The organism is Streptomyces phaeochromogenes (assembly GCF_001418655.1).
Lineage (GTDB): Bacteria > Actinomycetota > Actinomycetes > Streptomycetales > Streptomycetaceae > Streptomyces > Streptomyces phaeochromogenes.
On record NZ_LIQZ01000270.1, the window covers coordinates 1 to 14210 of the forward strand.

A 14210-nucleotide genomic window follows, 5' to 3' on the forward strand; every position below is an offset into this window, starting at 1 on the left:
CGCCTACGCCCCCACGTACGCCCCGGACATCACGCCGACGCCCACTTCCCGGATGGACAAGCCGACCGGGACCGCGAAGTCGACCAAGTCGTCCAGGACCGGCGGGACGGACAAGAACGGCAAGGGGCCGAAGGTTGACCTCGCCACCGAGATCACCGCCTCCCTCGTCGTCTTCCTCGTCGCGCTCCCGCTGTGCATCGGCGTGGCCGTCGCCTCGGGTGTCCCCGCCGAACTGGGCATCATCTCCGGTGTCATCGGCGGCCTGGTGGTCGGCGCGGCGCGCGGCAGCACCCTCCAAGTCAGCGGTCCGGCGGCCGGGTTGGCGGCCCTCGTGGCGGAGACGGTCCTCGAGTACGGCGTCGCCATGCTCGGTGTGATCGTCCTCGGCTCGGGCATCCTGCAGATCGTCCTGGGGCTGGTCCGTCTCGGCCGGATCTTCCAGGCGATCTCGCTGGCCGTCGTCCAGGGCATGCTCGCGGGCATCGGACTGCCGCTGATGTTCAGCCAGTTGTACCCGATGTCCGACTCCAAGGCCCCGGGCACCCCGATCGAGAACATGGCCGGCCTGCCCGGTCTGATCGCCGACACCGTCGCCAACCCCCAGGCGCTGATCGCCGCGGGACTCGGCGTCGTCACCATCGTGCTCAGCTTCCTGTGGAAGAAGATGCCGGGCCCGGTCAAGAAGATCCCGGCGGCGCTCGTGGCCGTCGGGATCGGTATCGGAGTCGCCTCGCTGCCGGGCGTGGACGTGAAGACGCTCCAGGTGGGCAATCTGCTCGCGTCCGTGGACGTCCCCGGCCCGACGGAGTTCGCGGGCCTCGCCGACGTCGGGATCATCACCGCGATCCTCACCTTCACGGTGATCGCCTCGGCGGAGAGCCTCTTCACGGCCGCGGCGGTGGACCGCATGCACAGCGGCCCGCGCACCCGCTACAACCCCGAACTCATCGCCCAGGGCGCCGGAAACACCGTGGCGGGCCTCCTCGGCGCGCTGCCCATCACGGCGGTCGTGGCCCGCAGTTCGGCGAACGTCCAGGCGGGCGCCAAGACGCGCCTGTCCCGCACCCTGCATGGTCTGTGGCTGCTGGCCTTCGCCCTGCTCCTCCCTCAGGTCCTCGCCCTGATCCCGATCGCCGTCCTCGCGGGCGTCCTCGTACACAGCGGCTGGAAGCTCTTCGCCCCCGAGGAGTTCCCGAAGATGTGGCGCCAGGACCGGGGCGAGTTCGCGGTCATGACCCTCACCACGCTGGTCATCGTGGCGACCGCGCTCCTCGAAGGCGTCCTCCTCGGCCTCGCCGCCGGAATCGTGCTCGCCGCGCTGCGCATGTCGCAGACCGTCATCAAGCAGCACCTGGAGGAGGACACCGCCAAGATCGTCATGGCGGGCAACGCCACGTTCCTGCGGCTCCCGCAGCTGATCGAGGCCCTGGAGGCCGCCGCGGAAGCGGGCAAGCCGCGTATTCGCCTCGACCTGACAGGTGTGACCCACCTGGATCACGCATGCCGCAACCAGGTGGAGGAGTTCGTCGCCCAGCAGCGGGGGTTCGGGCTGCGGGTGGAGTTGCTGATGCCGGGGCCAGCGAAGCCGGTTGGCACGGCTGCGCCTGTGGCGGACTTGGCTGATGAGTGGGACCGGCCGGCCGGGACCGGGCTGCCTAGGCGTCCGTACGCGTCCACGGGCGCGGGGCCGACGCAGGGGCCCGGACCCACCGCGGAGTGGTTCTATCTCGATACGCGGCCCATGCCTGAGGAGTACGCCTCTCGTTGAGCTCCGCTCGGGTCGTATGTGCGGGTCGGGCGTACGTGCGGGTCGGTCGTGGCTGGGCGCGCAGTTCCCCGCGCCCCTTACGGGGCGCGCCACCCCTAGGCTGGGAACCCACGCGTACGCGGAGGGAGCCAAGCCATGAGCGGCTGGACTGCGCACGACATCCCCGACCAGAGCGGCCGTACCGTAGTCGTCACCGGGGCCAACAGTGGGATCGGGTACGTCACCGCCCGTGAACTGGCCCGGCGGGGTGCCCGGGTCGTCCTCGCGTGCCGCAGCGAGAGCCGTGGCACCGAGGCCGTCGACCGGGTGGCCGTCGAAGTGCCGGGTGCGGAGGCCGAGTTCGCGCCTCTCGATCTCGGGGACCTGGATTCCGTACGGGAGTTCGCGGCGGCGTACGGGCGGAAGTACAAGCGGCTGGATCTGCTGGTCGACAACGCGGGTGTGATGGCGTTGCCGCAGGGCCGTACGGCGGACGGGTTCGAGACGCAGTTCGGGGTCAATCATCTCGGGCACTTCGCGCTCACCGGGCTGTTGCTGCCGGCGCTGCTCGCCACGCCCGGCGCCCGCGTGGTGAGCGTGTCCAGCTTCGTGCACGCGTTGGCCAACATCGACATCAACGACCTCAACAGCGAGCGGAAGTACGGGCGTTGGACCGCTTACGGGCGCTCGAAAACGGCCAACCTGCTGTTCGTGCACGAGCTGGCGCGCCGGCTCGCCGCCGTCGGCTCCGATGTCGTGGCGGCAGCCGCGCACCCCGGGTACGCCGCCACCAACCTGATGACCGTGGCCCCGAGGATGCGGGGGCGCAAGGGCTCCGAACGGTTCATGGAGATCGGCAGCCGCTTCGTCGCCCAGTCCGCGGAGGCCGGCGCCCTCCCCACGCTGTACGCGGCGACGGCCCCCGGCGTACGCCCGGACTCCTTCACCGGCCCCTCGATCCTCGGCCTCCGCGGCTCCCCGGCGAAGTCGCGGCGCGCCAGGTGGACCCTCAACGACCGGGCGGGGCAACGGCTTTGGGAGGAGTCCGAGCGGCTGACGGGTGTCACGTACGACGCGCTGAAGGTGTGACGCGGGCGATGCGTGTGGTCTACGACCCGCGGAAGGCATGACGCACGGGTGTACGGGGCACACCAGGCAGTGACGCGTACACGTCACCGCCTGGCCATGGCGCGTCCACCCCGCACTCCTAGGCTCCGGCGGTGCGCGACCCCGTCCCCGACCGGCGGACGGGGCGGTCACAGCACCCCCTTGGAGCGACAGTGGAACGTCGTACCCTCCTGCGCGCGGCCGTCCTCGGCGGTTCGTCCGCCGCCTTCGGCGGAACCCTGTGGCGCGGCGCCGCGTACGCCGCACCCGCCCAGCCCGGCACTGGCCCGTACGGGGCACTCGGCGCGGCGGACGCGAACGGCGTCAGGCTGCCGAGCGGCTTCACCAGCCGGGTGATAGCCAGGTCCGGCCAGACGGTCACCGGCACGTCCTACACCTGGCACAACGCCCCTGACGGCGGGGCCTGTTACACCGATGGCACCGGATGGATCTATGTCTCCAACTCGGAGATCAACCCCTCCGGCGGCGCGAGCGCGGTGAAGTTCTCGTCGGCGGGCGCGATCACCGGCGCGTACCGCATCCTGTCCGGCACCAGACAGAACTGCGCGGGCGGCAGGACCCCGTGGAACACCTGGCTGTCCTGCGAGGAGGTGTCCCTCGGATACGTGTACGAGACCGACCCGTGGGGCGTGAACGCGGCCGTGCGCCGGGACGCGATGGGCCGCTTCAAGCACGAGGCGGCGGCGGCCGACCCGGTGCGCAAGGTGGTCTACCTGACGGAGGACGAGACGAACGGCTGCCTCTACCGCTTCGTCCCCACCACCTGGGGCAACCTGTCGGCCGGCACGCTCCAGGTCCTCGTCGCCGGGACGGCCACCTCCGGCTCCTTCACCTGGGCGAACGTGCCCGACCCGGACGGCTCCCCCACCACGACCCGTACCCAGGTCTCCGGCTCGAAGAAGTTCAACGGCGGCGAGGGCTGTTACTACGCCGACGACACGGTCTGGTTCACCACCAAGGGCGACAACCGCGTCTGGCAGCTCAACCTGGCCGCCAACACATACGAGTTGGCGTACGACGACTCGCTCGTGACCTCCGGTACGGCCCCGCTGACCGGCGTCGACAACATCACCGGCAGCGCCTCGGGCGACCTGTTCGTCGCGGAGGACGGCGGCAACATGGAGATCTGCGTCATCACGCCGGACGACGTGATCGCCCCCTTCCTGCGCATCGACGGCCAGTCCGGCTCGGAGATCACCGGCCCCGCCCTCTCCCCCGACGGAACCCGCCTCTACTTCTCCAGCCAGCGCGGCACCAGCGGCAGTTCGTCGGGCGGGATCACGTACGAGGTGCGGGGTCCGTTCCGCTCGTAGCCACCACTCCGCGACACCGGCAAGCACGCGGACCGGGTTCGCACACACATGCGAACCGGGTCCGTACACCCACGCGGGCGCGCACGCTGGCGCAGGTTTACAGATGACGGACCCATGAGCGGAGAGCTACCGTCCGGTCACGTCACGTTCGCATCACGGGTCCGTCATTCCGCCACCGCACCACCAGCCTCCTAATACTTTCGTCACCTCAAATCCGACTGATCGCGCTCCATGATCATGCGTACGGATATCGACCCAAATCCGAGGTGCTCTCGTGAAGTTGCTCCGCAAGCCCGCCGCCGTTGCCGTCGCCGCGCTGGCGCTCACCGCCCTGTCGGCCACCACCGCCCAGGCCCACGACGGCAACCACCCGTTCAAGAACTGCACCGAGGCGTACGAGAACGGGTACTCCAGCATCGCCAGGGGCGACGAGCACTACGACGACGACCTGGACCGCGACCAGGACGGCATCGGCTGCGACCAGCCACCCTCGGACTTCGTCCCGGCGGAGGACCAGGGCAAGGACGACAACGGCACCGAGGACACCGCCTCCGACACCGGCGAGAAGAACACCGACCTGGCGGAGACCGGCGGCAGCGGCGCCACGGCGTACATCGCGGGCGGCGGCGCGGCAGTCCTGCTCGCGGGCGGCGGCGTGCTGTTCACGGTGCGCAGGCGCGCCAACTCCCGCTGAACTCACGCGGGAAGCCGTACCCGGGAGCAGGGCCTACGCGGCGGTGTCGGTCCACTCGGACGCGAGCAGGGTGTTGCGTACCAGCATGGCGATCGTCATCGGACCGACGCCGCCGGGCACGGGAGTGATGTGCCCGGCGATGCCCTCCAGTTCGTCCGCACGGACGTCACCGGTCAGGCCCGACTCGGTGCGGTGGATTCCGGCGTCGATCACGGCGGCGCCGGGTTTGATGTGTTCGAGGCCGACAAGTCCCCGTACGCCGGTGGCGACCACGACGATGTCGGCGGGCCGGGTGACGGCCGCCAGGTCGGTGGTGTGCTCGTGGGCCACGGTCACGGTCGCCCCGCGGCGCAACAGCAGCTGCGCCAGAGGGCGGCCGACCAGTTCCCCCCAGCCGATGACGGTGACGTGCGATCCCGTGATCGCAATGCCCTCGGCGTCGAGCAGTTCGATGACGCCGAGAGGTGTGCAGGGGCGCAGCCCGTGCTCCCCGCGGGCGAGCAGTCCGGCGCTCGCGGTGGTCAGACCGTCGACGTCCTTGGTGACCGGGATGCGGTCGATCAACGCGCGGGCGTCGAGGTGCGGCGGCAGGGGCAGTTGCAGCAGGATGCCGGTGACCTCCGGGTCGGCCGCCAACTCGTCGATGACGGCGGCGACTTCCCGCTGCGTGGCCCGCCGCGGCAGCGCCCGGTGGAAGTCGCGCATTCCGGCTTCCCGGATGGCGCGGCGCTTGGCGGCGACGTACACGGCGCTCGCGGGGTCGTCGCCGACGAGGACGGTGGCCAGGCCCGGCAGCCGCCCCGGGGACGCGGCGGCCACTTCCTCCGCGACCTTCGACCGGATCTGCCGGGCCGTTTTCCTGCCGTCGATCTTCGTGGTCATGATGGCGAACCGCCTTCTTGGCTGATGTCCCTGCACCGGGCGGTCTCAGGCGAAGACGATGGTGTGGTTGCCGTTGCGGATGACGCGGTCCTCGGCGTGCCACAGCACGGCGCGGGACAGCACGGCGCGTTCGACGTCGGCGCCGCGGCGCATCAGGTCGGCGGCGGTGTCGGCGTGGGTGACGCGGACCACGTCCTGCTCGATGATCGGGCCCTCGTCGAGGTCCTCCGTCACGTAGTGCGCCGTGGCGCCGACCAGTTTCACCCCACGTTCCTTGGCCTTGGCGTACGGTCCGGCGCCGACGAAGGCCGGCAGGAAGGAGTGGTGGATGTTGATGACCGGCACGCCCACCTGCTCGATGAAGTCGCCGGACAGGATCTGCATGTAGCGGGCCAGCACGACGAAGTCGACGTTGCCCCGCAGCAGCCGCAGGTGTTCGGCCTCGGCGGCGGACTTGTCGGGGCCCTGGCAGGGGACGTGGAAGAAGGGGATGCCGAAGGAGCGGACCTCTTCCGCCGTGTCCGGGTGATTGGAGATCACCATGGCGATGGTGACGGGGAGTTGGCCGCGGCGGTGGCGCCACAGCAGGTCGAGCAGGCAGTGGTCGGACTTGGAGGCGAAGATCGCGACGCGTTTCGGGACCGACGGGTCGCGCAGGGTGCAGGTGAGGCCGTAGCCCTCCCCGAGCCGCTGCCGCAGGTCCTTCTCGATCGCGGGCAGGGCCGCCTGGAGGTTGTCGAGGCCGAAGACGGTGCGCTGGAAGAAGGCGCCGCCCTGCGGGTTGTCGGAGTACTGGTCGAGGGAGACGATGTTGGCGCCGTGGCCGCTGAGCACGCCCGCCACGGCCGCGACGATGCCCGTTCTGTCCTCACCCCGCACGATCAGCGAGGCAAGGCGGTGCGACGGCTCGGCCGGGGTGTCCTGCCTGCCGTGCGCCGGGGCGCCTTGCTCACCGTGCGCCGAGCTCTCCCGCTTGCCCTGCGCCGGGACGTTCTGCGTGAGCGTCACGTCAGCCTTCCTTCCTGAACCGGGCGACCCACTCCGAGGTGGCCCTGAGCCCGCCGAACGTGTAGAAGTGCACCTTCAGTTCGCCATGGCGCGTGGCGTCGTAGCCCTGGGCGAGGGCGCGCAGGAAACGGTCGGGCCCGGCCGTGCCCATGAGGTTGGCCAGGGAGAAGCCGTACTTCTTGGCGATGGAGGCGCTGGTGCCGACGCCGAAGCGGGTTGCGTACGTCATCAGCCGCCGCACCCCGGCCGGTCCGGGCACGCCGATGCGGATCGGCACGTCGACACCCTGCCTGCGCGTCTCCTCCACCCAGGCGAGGACGGGGTCGACGTCGAAGCCGAACTGCGTGATCAGATCGCCCGCCAGCCGCTGTGCCGCGAGCGCCGCGTGCTTGTCCGTCAGCGCCGACCACAGCACGCGGTCGTCGATGGCGGGGTGTCCTTCCGGGTAGCCGCTGATGCCGATGTGACGTACGCCGTAGCGCTGCGGCAGTCCGGTGCGGATGACGGCCAGCGCGTCCTCGTACGGGCCTTCGGGGCTGGCGGGGTCGCCGCCGACGACGAACACGTTCTCCGCGGTACCGTCGGCCCGCAGGCCGGCCAGGAACTCTTCGAGGTCGACCTGTGAGCCCAGGCGGCGGGCCGAGATGTGCGGTACGGGGACGAAGCCGAGCCGCTTGACCGCTCGCGCGGCGTCCAGGCGCATCCGCAGGTCCTCGTTGCCGAGGAAGGTGACGTTGATGCGGGTGCCCGGGGGGATGGTGTCGCGGGCTTCCTCCAGTTTCGGTACGTCCTTGCCGGTCATCTCCAGCGAGAAGTCCTCCAGCAGTGATGTGCGCACCACTGCCGAGGCCGGGGAACCGGGGTTCATCGTGCTCCTTTTTCACATGCTCGACGGCTCGCTGCCGCGGCGGCCCGCCCACCCGGGAAGGTGCCGTGCGAGGGGACCGTGGAGGCGGCTCAGGCGTTGCGGCGGTACAGGGTGCGCGCGTGCTGGTTGAACGGCGCGGGCCGGACGGTGGCGCGGACGCGCGGGAACCCGAGGTCGGCCCCGGGGTCGGTACCGGAGCCGGGGTGCTCGCCCCACACCACCTCGACCTCGGTGCCGGGCTCGGCGTGCTCCGTGTCGATCAGGGTCAGCGACAGGACGGTGCCGACCGGGTCGATGGACGCGGTCTGCATGGTCACACCGACCAGGCCGGTCGCGTTCTCCACCCGGTGGCGCGCGTAGGTGAGGTGGAACCCCGGGTCCTCGCCCCGGCCGATGATCTCGCGCACGTCGTCGGCGTCGAAGACCAGAGTGACCTTCGTGCGGCGGACGTCGTCCCTCGCCTTCACCAGGGCGTCCCGGCCCAGGAAGTCGTGGTTGAAGGAGATTATTTTCCCGTAGCCGAGTTCGTACGGGGAGCAGTAGTAGTCCTCGATGTCCTCCGAGAAGTGGCTGCCGCTGAGCGGGCGCTTGCCCTCGATGCCGAACAGCGGGAGGTGCCTGCGGTATTCCAGCAGCTCCGGGTCGGTGTAGATGCCGGGCACCGGGGAGGGGATCCAGCCGCTCTCCACGCTCGGCGTGGTGTACGCCAGCGCACCGACCTGGACCAGGCCCAGCGGCTCACCGGCCTTGAGGAACGCCTCGTGGACGTACGCGGCGTGCTCCCAGGGGCCGATGAACTCGAAGCCGGCCTGGCCCGCCATGCCGTGGCGCAGCGCGCGGAAGGCGCGGCCGTCCAGGCCGACCGCGGCGGAGTGGAAGAACTTGGTCCTCGGCAGCGGTCCGCCGAAGACCCGCTCCACCAGCTCCTGGGCCAGCGGTCCCTGGAGCTGATAGCGGAACAGCGTGGGGTCGCCGCCGCCCGGGCGGAAGGCGGAGGACGGGTCGGTGGCGAAGGAGACGTCGTAACGGCCGCGCTCTCCGTGGTACTGGACCCAGTGGTGCGCGGCGGGAACCCCGCTGAGCAGGTACTTGTGCTCGGCCTCGCGGGCCAGGATGCCGTCCGTGACGATGTTGCCGTCCTTCGTCACCGGGATGTACTGCTTGGCCTGCCCGACGGCGAAGTTCTCGAAGTTGTTGGCGCCGTGGTCGGCGAGCAGCCGGGTGGCGTCGGGTCCCTCGATCCACATGTCGTACATGTGGTGCGAGAGGTTGAGGAGGGCGACGCCCTCGTGCCACGCGTTCTGCTCCTGCCGCCAGCCGGCGTACTCGCGTTCGACGACCTCGGGGGTCCAGGGCTCGGCACCGGGCTTCCACAGCAGCTCGATCGGCGATCCGGCCTTGTCGATGCCGTCCTGGAGGCTGGGGGTGGTCATGCGGCTCCCTCTCCTTCGAATGATTCGAATGATCCGTCGAGCGGCAGATGGACAGATCCAGCCGCCGACGGAGACCTCTCGCTCCCCGGTGTGGTCGCAGACCGAGACGCAACTAAATCGATCTAGCGGCGAAGTTAGCAGAGCGAATCTCGCGCTGACGAGGGTCGTGGGGCGCACTCTTTGCTTGCGTCCTGTGCGCCCGCCGCGGCCGACGTGGTGAGCGGTGGTGGGCGGTGGCAGTGGCAGCTGCGGTAGTCGGCACACCGCGCTCGCACGGCGTGGGTCAGGAACGCAGGATGGCTCTGGCCGGCAGGGCAGGATGGCTCTGGTCGGGCTGGTGAACTACCTAGACTGGCGCTGTCGCCCGGCGAAAAACGCCTGGCGCGTCAGATCGCACCAGATCGCATCGGGGCAGGTGATGGGCGGTTCCGGGAGAGTCACGCTGAACGACGTCGCTGCCGCCAGCGGCGTCTCACGCGCCACCGTCAGTTTCGTCCTCAACGACGACCCCCGCCAGACGATCTCGGCGGCCACCCGGGAACGCGTACGCCAGGCCGCACGTGAGCTCGGCTATGTGCCGCACGGGATCGCGAGGGCGCTGCGCGAGGGAGCCTCCCGGGTCGTCGTGCTCAACATCGACTGGGGCCTGGAAGGCAACTACTCCCACAGCTTCATCCGCGGCCTGGACGACGAACTGGCCGCACACGACCACGTCCTGCTCGTCCATCACGGCCATCACTCGCCCCGGTCGACCCGGCAGGTGCTCGACGCGATCACTCCCCGCGCGGTCATCCGGTTCGCCGAGCCCTACCTGACCGGCCATGACCTCGACGATCGCGGGGGCGGCTGGAAGGACGGCCTGGCCGCCCATGCCGCACTGCAGATCCGCCATCTCGCCGAACGCGGTCACACGTGTGTCGCGCTCGCCCTGCCGGACACCGAGACCCCACTCGCCGATGTCCGCCTGCGGTTCGCCGCACGGACCGCGGAGCACCTCGGTCTCGCCGCGCCGGTCCCCTTCGTCGTTCCCCGGCCGAGAACGGCGGGTGCCCGGGCGATCGAGGAGCTGCGGACCGCCCACCCCGACGTCACGGCGGTCGCCGCCTTCAACGACGACGTCGCCCTGCGCACCCTCACCGCCGCGCACGACCTCGGCCTGACCGTCCCCGGCGACCTGGCCGTCATCGGATACGACGACACCGAGTACGGCGCGCTGATCACCCCCGCGCTCACGACCGTCCACATCGACGCCGAGGCCCACGGACGCCTCGCCGCCCGTGCGGCGCTCGGCCTTGACACCACCGGCCTGGAGCCCGTACCGGCCCGGGTCATCGTGCGCGACTCGGTCTGACGGGGCGCCGGCCGGTCGGCGGTCCTCGGTGGACCTGTCGGTCCGTGCCTGAGCGTGAAGAGGTGCGGGCGCGACACCTTAGGTTGCGTTCCCCGGGCTCCCGGCCCACCCGAGACCGTGGGCACCATTTCGGCCACATCGAGCGCCGTTGCCGCGCGCGGTCGGAGACATCGGGCGTGCCGGGACGCACGCGGGTCTCCTGCCCGGCCGCGTCGACTTGCGCGAGCCGCAGAGGAGTTGCTCACCATGTGCCAAGCCTCGGACCACACGTCGGACGCGGGGTGCCCCGCCGTGGAGCCGCTCCAGGACCGCGCCCAGGCGCCCTCCCGCAGATCACTCCTGGGTGCCGTGGCGGCCTCCGCGGTGGCCGCGGCCCCGCTGTTCGCCGGCGCACCGGCTGCGGCGGCACCTTCGAACCCCTCCGCCACGCCCCTGTCCCTGACCCTGCTCGGCACCAACTCCGGGCCACCGCCCCTGGCGACCCGCTACGGCACCTCCTCGGCGCTGGTCGTCAACGGCAGGACGTACGTGATCGACTGCGGGCGCGGCGCGGTGAGCCAGTACATGCGCGCAGGTCTGTCGATGCCTTCCCTGGCGGGCATCTTCCTCACCCATCTGCACGCCGATCACGTCGTCGACTACTACGCGTTCCCGATGCTCGCGGCGGGCGCCTCGGGCGCACAGGGCTTCAGGAACCCCATCGACGTGTACGGCCCCGGCCCGGCCGGCATCGCCTCCACCGTCGCCGGCGCCCCCGGACCCGTACCCGGTACGGTCGGCATGACGAGGCTGGCCGGGCAGGCGTACGCCGCCGCCCCGACCTTCTTCATGACCGAGCACACGGGCATCGACCCGGCCACCCTGCTCAGGGTCCACGACGTGTTGCCCCCGCCCGGCACCGTGGCCTCGGCGACGAACACCGCGCCGGCCATGGCGCCCTTCAAGGTCATGGAGAACGACGACGTCAAGGTCACCGCCGTGCTGGTCCCGCACGGCGCGGTGTACCCCGCCTACGCCTACCGATTCGACACGGACCACGGCAGCATCGTCTTCTCCGGCGACACGACACCGACCCCGAACGTCATCGGGCTCGCCCGCCATGCCGACGTCCTGGTGCACGAGGCCCTCTACCCGGCTGGCCTGGCGATCCTCGGGCTTCCGCAGGCCCTGATCGACCACATCCTGGCCACGCACACCGACGTCGGCGAACTCGGCCGCATCGCCGCGGAGTCGGATGTGCGCACGCTGGTCGCCAACCACCTCAGTCCTGGACAGTCCGCCGCCGTCTCCGACCCGACCTGGCGACGGCAACTGCGCGACAGCGCCCGCCACGCCCGGTTCGGCGGCCGGATGCTCCTGGGCGACGACCTGATGCACATCGCCGTGCAGCCGGGCGCGTCCCGCACGCGCTGAGCCGCCCTCAACGACGAACGACTCCGCGCCGGCGCTCCGGAACGCGAAGAGGCGGCACCTCCGCACAAGGTGGATGGCTGACTTCCTGAGCTGGGAAGTCAGCCGCACCTCATACCCGGAGGGCACTCTCAGGGCACTCCACTCAGGCCATTTCCATCATGTCGGCGGCCAGGTCCTGGTCCGCCTCCCACACATGGGTCTAGACGTTCAGCATGATCGACGGCTTAGCGTCCCGAGCTGGGCCGGCGCATTGTTGCGCGGTGCCCAGTGCGCGGCGGTCCAGCAACGCGCGAACGCTGCGGACTTCACCAATCGACCGGTGAAGGATGTGGGCGGTGCGCCTACCCTGAGTTCAGAGGGCGTTGCAGGTTGTCTTTCGCGAATTCATCGATCATGCGGCATGAGCCTGCCATAAGCTGCTCGTGGTCTCACGATCCCGTACGTCGTCTGCAACGACTGTCAGAGCCGAAGTCTGGCCATCGCCGCCGCCCTGACCTGCTACAAGAAGCTCGCGAAACTTGCCACGTGAGACAACCTCTAAATACTTTGCCCCCGTCCTGCCCCACGGATGCAGGCAGATTCAGGAGCGAGATGGCGGTTGACTACTCTGAGCCCCGAGCTTTTGCTTGAGTGAGTCCGTAAAAGTTCGCGTCTTTGCAATGTCGAGGGTCAGCGGCGTACCGTTGCGAGCCTGCTCCACTGCATCAGCGGCCTGCAGAAAAGCGTCAGCAGCCCGAGTGTTATCCCACAATACTTCACAGATTCCGCTGCAGTACTTCTCGATCTTATTCGCACTCAGTGCTGGCATTTCTAGTCCACCTGCAATATACCGGAGAGCCATTAGTAGGTGGTACCGGGCTGGCTTGTATTTGACCGGAACACCACCACTCCGAAAAAGAAACTCAAGCTTGAAGTGGGCATATGCCGAAACATAGTACGGATCCAGCTTGTGTCCGTCATTGAAAATTCGGCTGCCAACCTGGGTTTGCAGGTCTGCGTAGTAGCTGATCGACCGGTGCGGCTCATCGAGGAACATCGCAGCAAAGGAGCGGATCTGCTGCGACTTTGTGATGATGCGAACTTTCTTAATACCGGATACGGCATTGTATTGCTTCGAGCGGCGCTCGTAGTGCAGCCGCTGGTCATCACTGTACGAGCTGAGAAACCCTTCGAGCTTCTTGGCGAACGTGCCGAGAGCGTACAAGTCCTCGTTTGTAACTTGGGTTTGACGGTTGGTCGCAGTGATGATCGAGTTGACGACATCCTCGTCCTGCGTGGCCACGATTTTGAGTGGCACCTGGACTTGTTCCGTCAAATGTTCTTGTTGATCAAAAAGAACATGACTGGTCTGGCATCCATTTACGATTTGATAGTCGGTGATTGCCACCTTGTCGCGAGTCGTGGTCAGTTCGCGTGCAACGATGGTGACGCCGTTGTTGAGGACGACGAATCGCCCCTTTGCTGAATCGTCTGTCAGTGTTCGCTGAATGTCCGCATTTACGGAGTTGTATTCCTGGAAGTCTCTCACATTGTCGTTGAATAGCGACTTCCTGATGTTCCCGGCACTGTCCGAAAGAATCTTAATGAACTCTGGGGCGGAAATGACACCCAGATAAGACTCTGTCACGCCAGCGATGTCCGGAAGTAGGACCTTGCTGGAGAAGGAAAATTCCGTGGTGACACTGTTCTTGCTGCGAAGGTAGCTTGCGTGAACCTCGTCGGCCCCCATGGGATGGAACGTGACTTCCGAGAAAAGGCCAGTTGACTTGAGTTGGGCGACCCGCTTTGCGATTTTTGCCTCTAGATATTGATCCGAAGTCCACTGGCCCGTCGTTACGTAGCTCAGGCGGCATTGCGGTTTTGCTCGACGAAATCGAAGACTGTTGTCGTAAATCTCTTGCATCAGATTGTGAGCCTGTGCGACTGAGTCGTTCATGGGAAGTGTGGCAGATTCCGCAAAGAACTCATCGACTCCATCAAAGAAGGTCATGATCTGTTCGCCAGAAAAGCCGCTCGTGGTCTTCGCCTGAATGAAGCAGAAGGTCACGTCAAGTGAGCCGTTTAATTTCAGCAGACCTTCCATGTCCTCGCCGGAATTGATCAGACCTCCGTTTACTATCACCCCAATTCCGTCGATTCCCAAATCGTCGCCGCCGCCCGTATGGACATCGGTTACATTGAACTCGTCGTCGTATGAATCCGAGACTACGCAGTAATCAGCGAATAGCTCGAAGGCGTCGGATTCACTCAATCGTTCGATGGACTGTTCGTCACGAAAGGCATCGAGATATGCTTTCGTTACGCGGTCCATCGGTCCCCCAGAATGCTAGTGGCCTATATTGATTAGAGGGATCGTACCGCTGCAGAAGCGGC

General features: G+C 68.1%; 11 protein-coding genes. 6 read left to right on the forward strand and 5 right to left on the reverse strand.

Annotation, left to right across the window (positions count from 1 at the left end):
- Nucleotides 1-52 precede the first annotated feature (52 nt).
- From AOK17_RS31720 to AOK17_RS31735, 4 genes are all read left to right on the forward strand, one after another.
- On the forward strand, nucleotides 53-1768 hold the full coding sequence (locus AOK17_RS31720; protein ID WP_245697499.1) for a SulP family inorganic anion transporter: 1716 nt from the start codon (nucleotides 53-55) through the stop codon (nucleotides 1766-1768).
- A 135-nt stretch (nucleotides 1769-1903) separates the two neighbouring features.
- Nucleotides 1904-2836 (forward strand): oxidoreductase, encoded by a 933-nt coding sequence (locus tag AOK17_RS31725; RefSeq protein ID WP_055616020.1) that lies wholly within the window; start codon nucleotides 1904-1906, stop codon nucleotides 2834-2836.
- A gap of 191 nt (nucleotides 2837-3027) precedes the next feature.
- Nucleotides 3028-4188, forward strand: a complete 1161-nt coding sequence (locus AOK17_RS31730; protein ID WP_055616021.1) for an alkaline phosphatase PhoX — start codon at nucleotides 3028-3030, stop codon at nucleotides 4186-4188.
- A gap of 274 nt (nucleotides 4189-4462) precedes the next feature.
- The gene (locus tag AOK17_RS31735; RefSeq protein WP_055616022.1) at nucleotides 4463-4882 is read left to right on the forward strand and encodes an LPXTG cell wall anchor domain-containing protein; all 420 of its coding nucleotides are present in this window, start codon (nucleotides 4463-4465) and stop codon (nucleotides 4880-4882) included.
- Nucleotides 4883-4915: 33 nt separating this feature from the next.
- Here AOK17_RS31735 and AOK17_RS31740 read toward each other — a convergent pair whose 3' ends face one another.
- From AOK17_RS31740 to AOK17_RS31755, 4 genes are all read right to left on the reverse strand, one after another.
- The gene (locus tag AOK17_RS31740) at nucleotides 4916-5764 is read right to left on the reverse strand and encodes a bifunctional 5,10-methylenetetrahydrofolate dehydrogenase/5,10-methenyltetrahydrofolate cyclohydrolase (protein ID WP_055616023.1); all 849 of its coding nucleotides are present in this window, start codon (nucleotides 5762-5764) and stop codon (nucleotides 4916-4918) included.
- 45 nt (nucleotides 5765-5809) lie between these two features.
- Nucleotides 5810-6772, reverse strand: a complete 963-nt coding sequence (purU, locus tag AOK17_RS31745; RefSeq protein ID WP_079053389.1) for a formyltetrahydrofolate deformylase — start codon at nucleotides 6770-6772, stop codon at nucleotides 5810-5812.
- Nucleotide 6773: 1 nt separating this feature from the next.
- Complete coding sequence (locus AOK17_RS31750; RefSeq protein ID WP_055616024.1) at nucleotides 6774-7640, reverse strand: methylenetetrahydrofolate reductase; 867 nt, start codon at nucleotides 7638-7640, stop codon at nucleotides 6774-6776.
- Nucleotides 7641-7729: 89 nt separating this feature from the next.
- Nucleotides 7730-9073, reverse strand: coding sequence for an aminomethyltransferase family protein (locus AOK17_RS31755; protein WP_055616025.1), 1344 nt, complete (start codon nucleotides 9071-9073; stop codon nucleotides 7730-7732).
- 418 nt (nucleotides 9074-9491) lie between these two features.
- On the opposite strand from AOK17_RS31755, the gene AOK17_RS31760 reads away from it, so the two are divergent.
- Complete coding sequence (locus AOK17_RS31760) at nucleotides 9492-10424, forward strand: LacI family DNA-binding transcriptional regulator (RefSeq protein ID WP_055616026.1); 933 nt, start codon at nucleotides 9492-9494, stop codon at nucleotides 10422-10424.
- 246 nt (nucleotides 10425-10670) lie between these two features.
- Complete coding sequence (locus tag AOK17_RS31765) at nucleotides 10671-11837, forward strand: MBL fold metallo-hydrolase (protein WP_079053390.1); 1167 nt, start codon at nucleotides 10671-10673, stop codon at nucleotides 11835-11837.
- A 580-nt stretch (nucleotides 11838-12417) separates the two neighbouring features.
- Here the strand turns inward: AOK17_RS31765 and AOK17_RS49065 are convergent.
- Nucleotides 12418-14148: an AIPR family protein gene (locus AOK17_RS49065; protein ID WP_079053391.1), complete on the reverse strand. Its 1731-nt coding sequence runs from the start codon at nucleotides 14146-14148 to the stop codon at nucleotides 12418-12420.
- Between the last annotated feature and the right edge of the window lie 62 nt (nucleotides 14149-14210).

What these genes read in the sequence shown, in the direction of transcription:
- AOK17_RS31760 (WP_055616026.1), top strand. Translation starts at nt 9,492, where the DNA reads ATGGGCGGTTCCGGGAGAGTCACGCTGAACGACGTCGCTGCCGCCAGC.
- AOK17_RS31765 (WP_079053390.1), top strand. Translation starts at nt 10,671, where the DNA reads ATGTGCCAAGCCTCGGACCACACGTCGGACGCGGGGTGCCCCGCCGTG.
- AOK17_RS49065 (WP_079053391.1), bottom strand. Translation starts at nt 14,148, where the DNA reads ATGGACCGCGTAACGAAAGCATATCTCGATGCCTTTCGTGACGAACAG.
- AOK17_RS31725 (WP_055616020.1), top strand. Translation starts at nt 1,904, where the DNA reads ATGAGCGGCTGGACTGCGCACGACATCCCCGACCAGAGCGGCCGTACC.
- AOK17_RS31720 (WP_245697499.1), top strand. Translation starts at nt 53, where the DNA reads ATGGACAAGCCGACCGGGACCGCGAAGTCGACCAAGTCGTCCAGGACC.
- AOK17_RS31750 (WP_055616024.1), bottom strand. Translation starts at nt 7,640, where the DNA reads ATGAACCCCGGTTCCCCGGCCTCGGCAGTGGTGCGCACATCACTGCTG.
- AOK17_RS31740 (WP_055616023.1), bottom strand. Translation starts at nt 5,764, where the DNA reads ATGACCACGAAGATCGACGGCAGGAAAACGGCCCGGCAGATCCGGTCG.
- AOK17_RS31755 (WP_055616025.1), bottom strand. Translation starts at nt 9,073, where the DNA reads ATGACCACCCCCAGCCTCCAGGACGGCATCGACAAGGCCGGATCGCCG.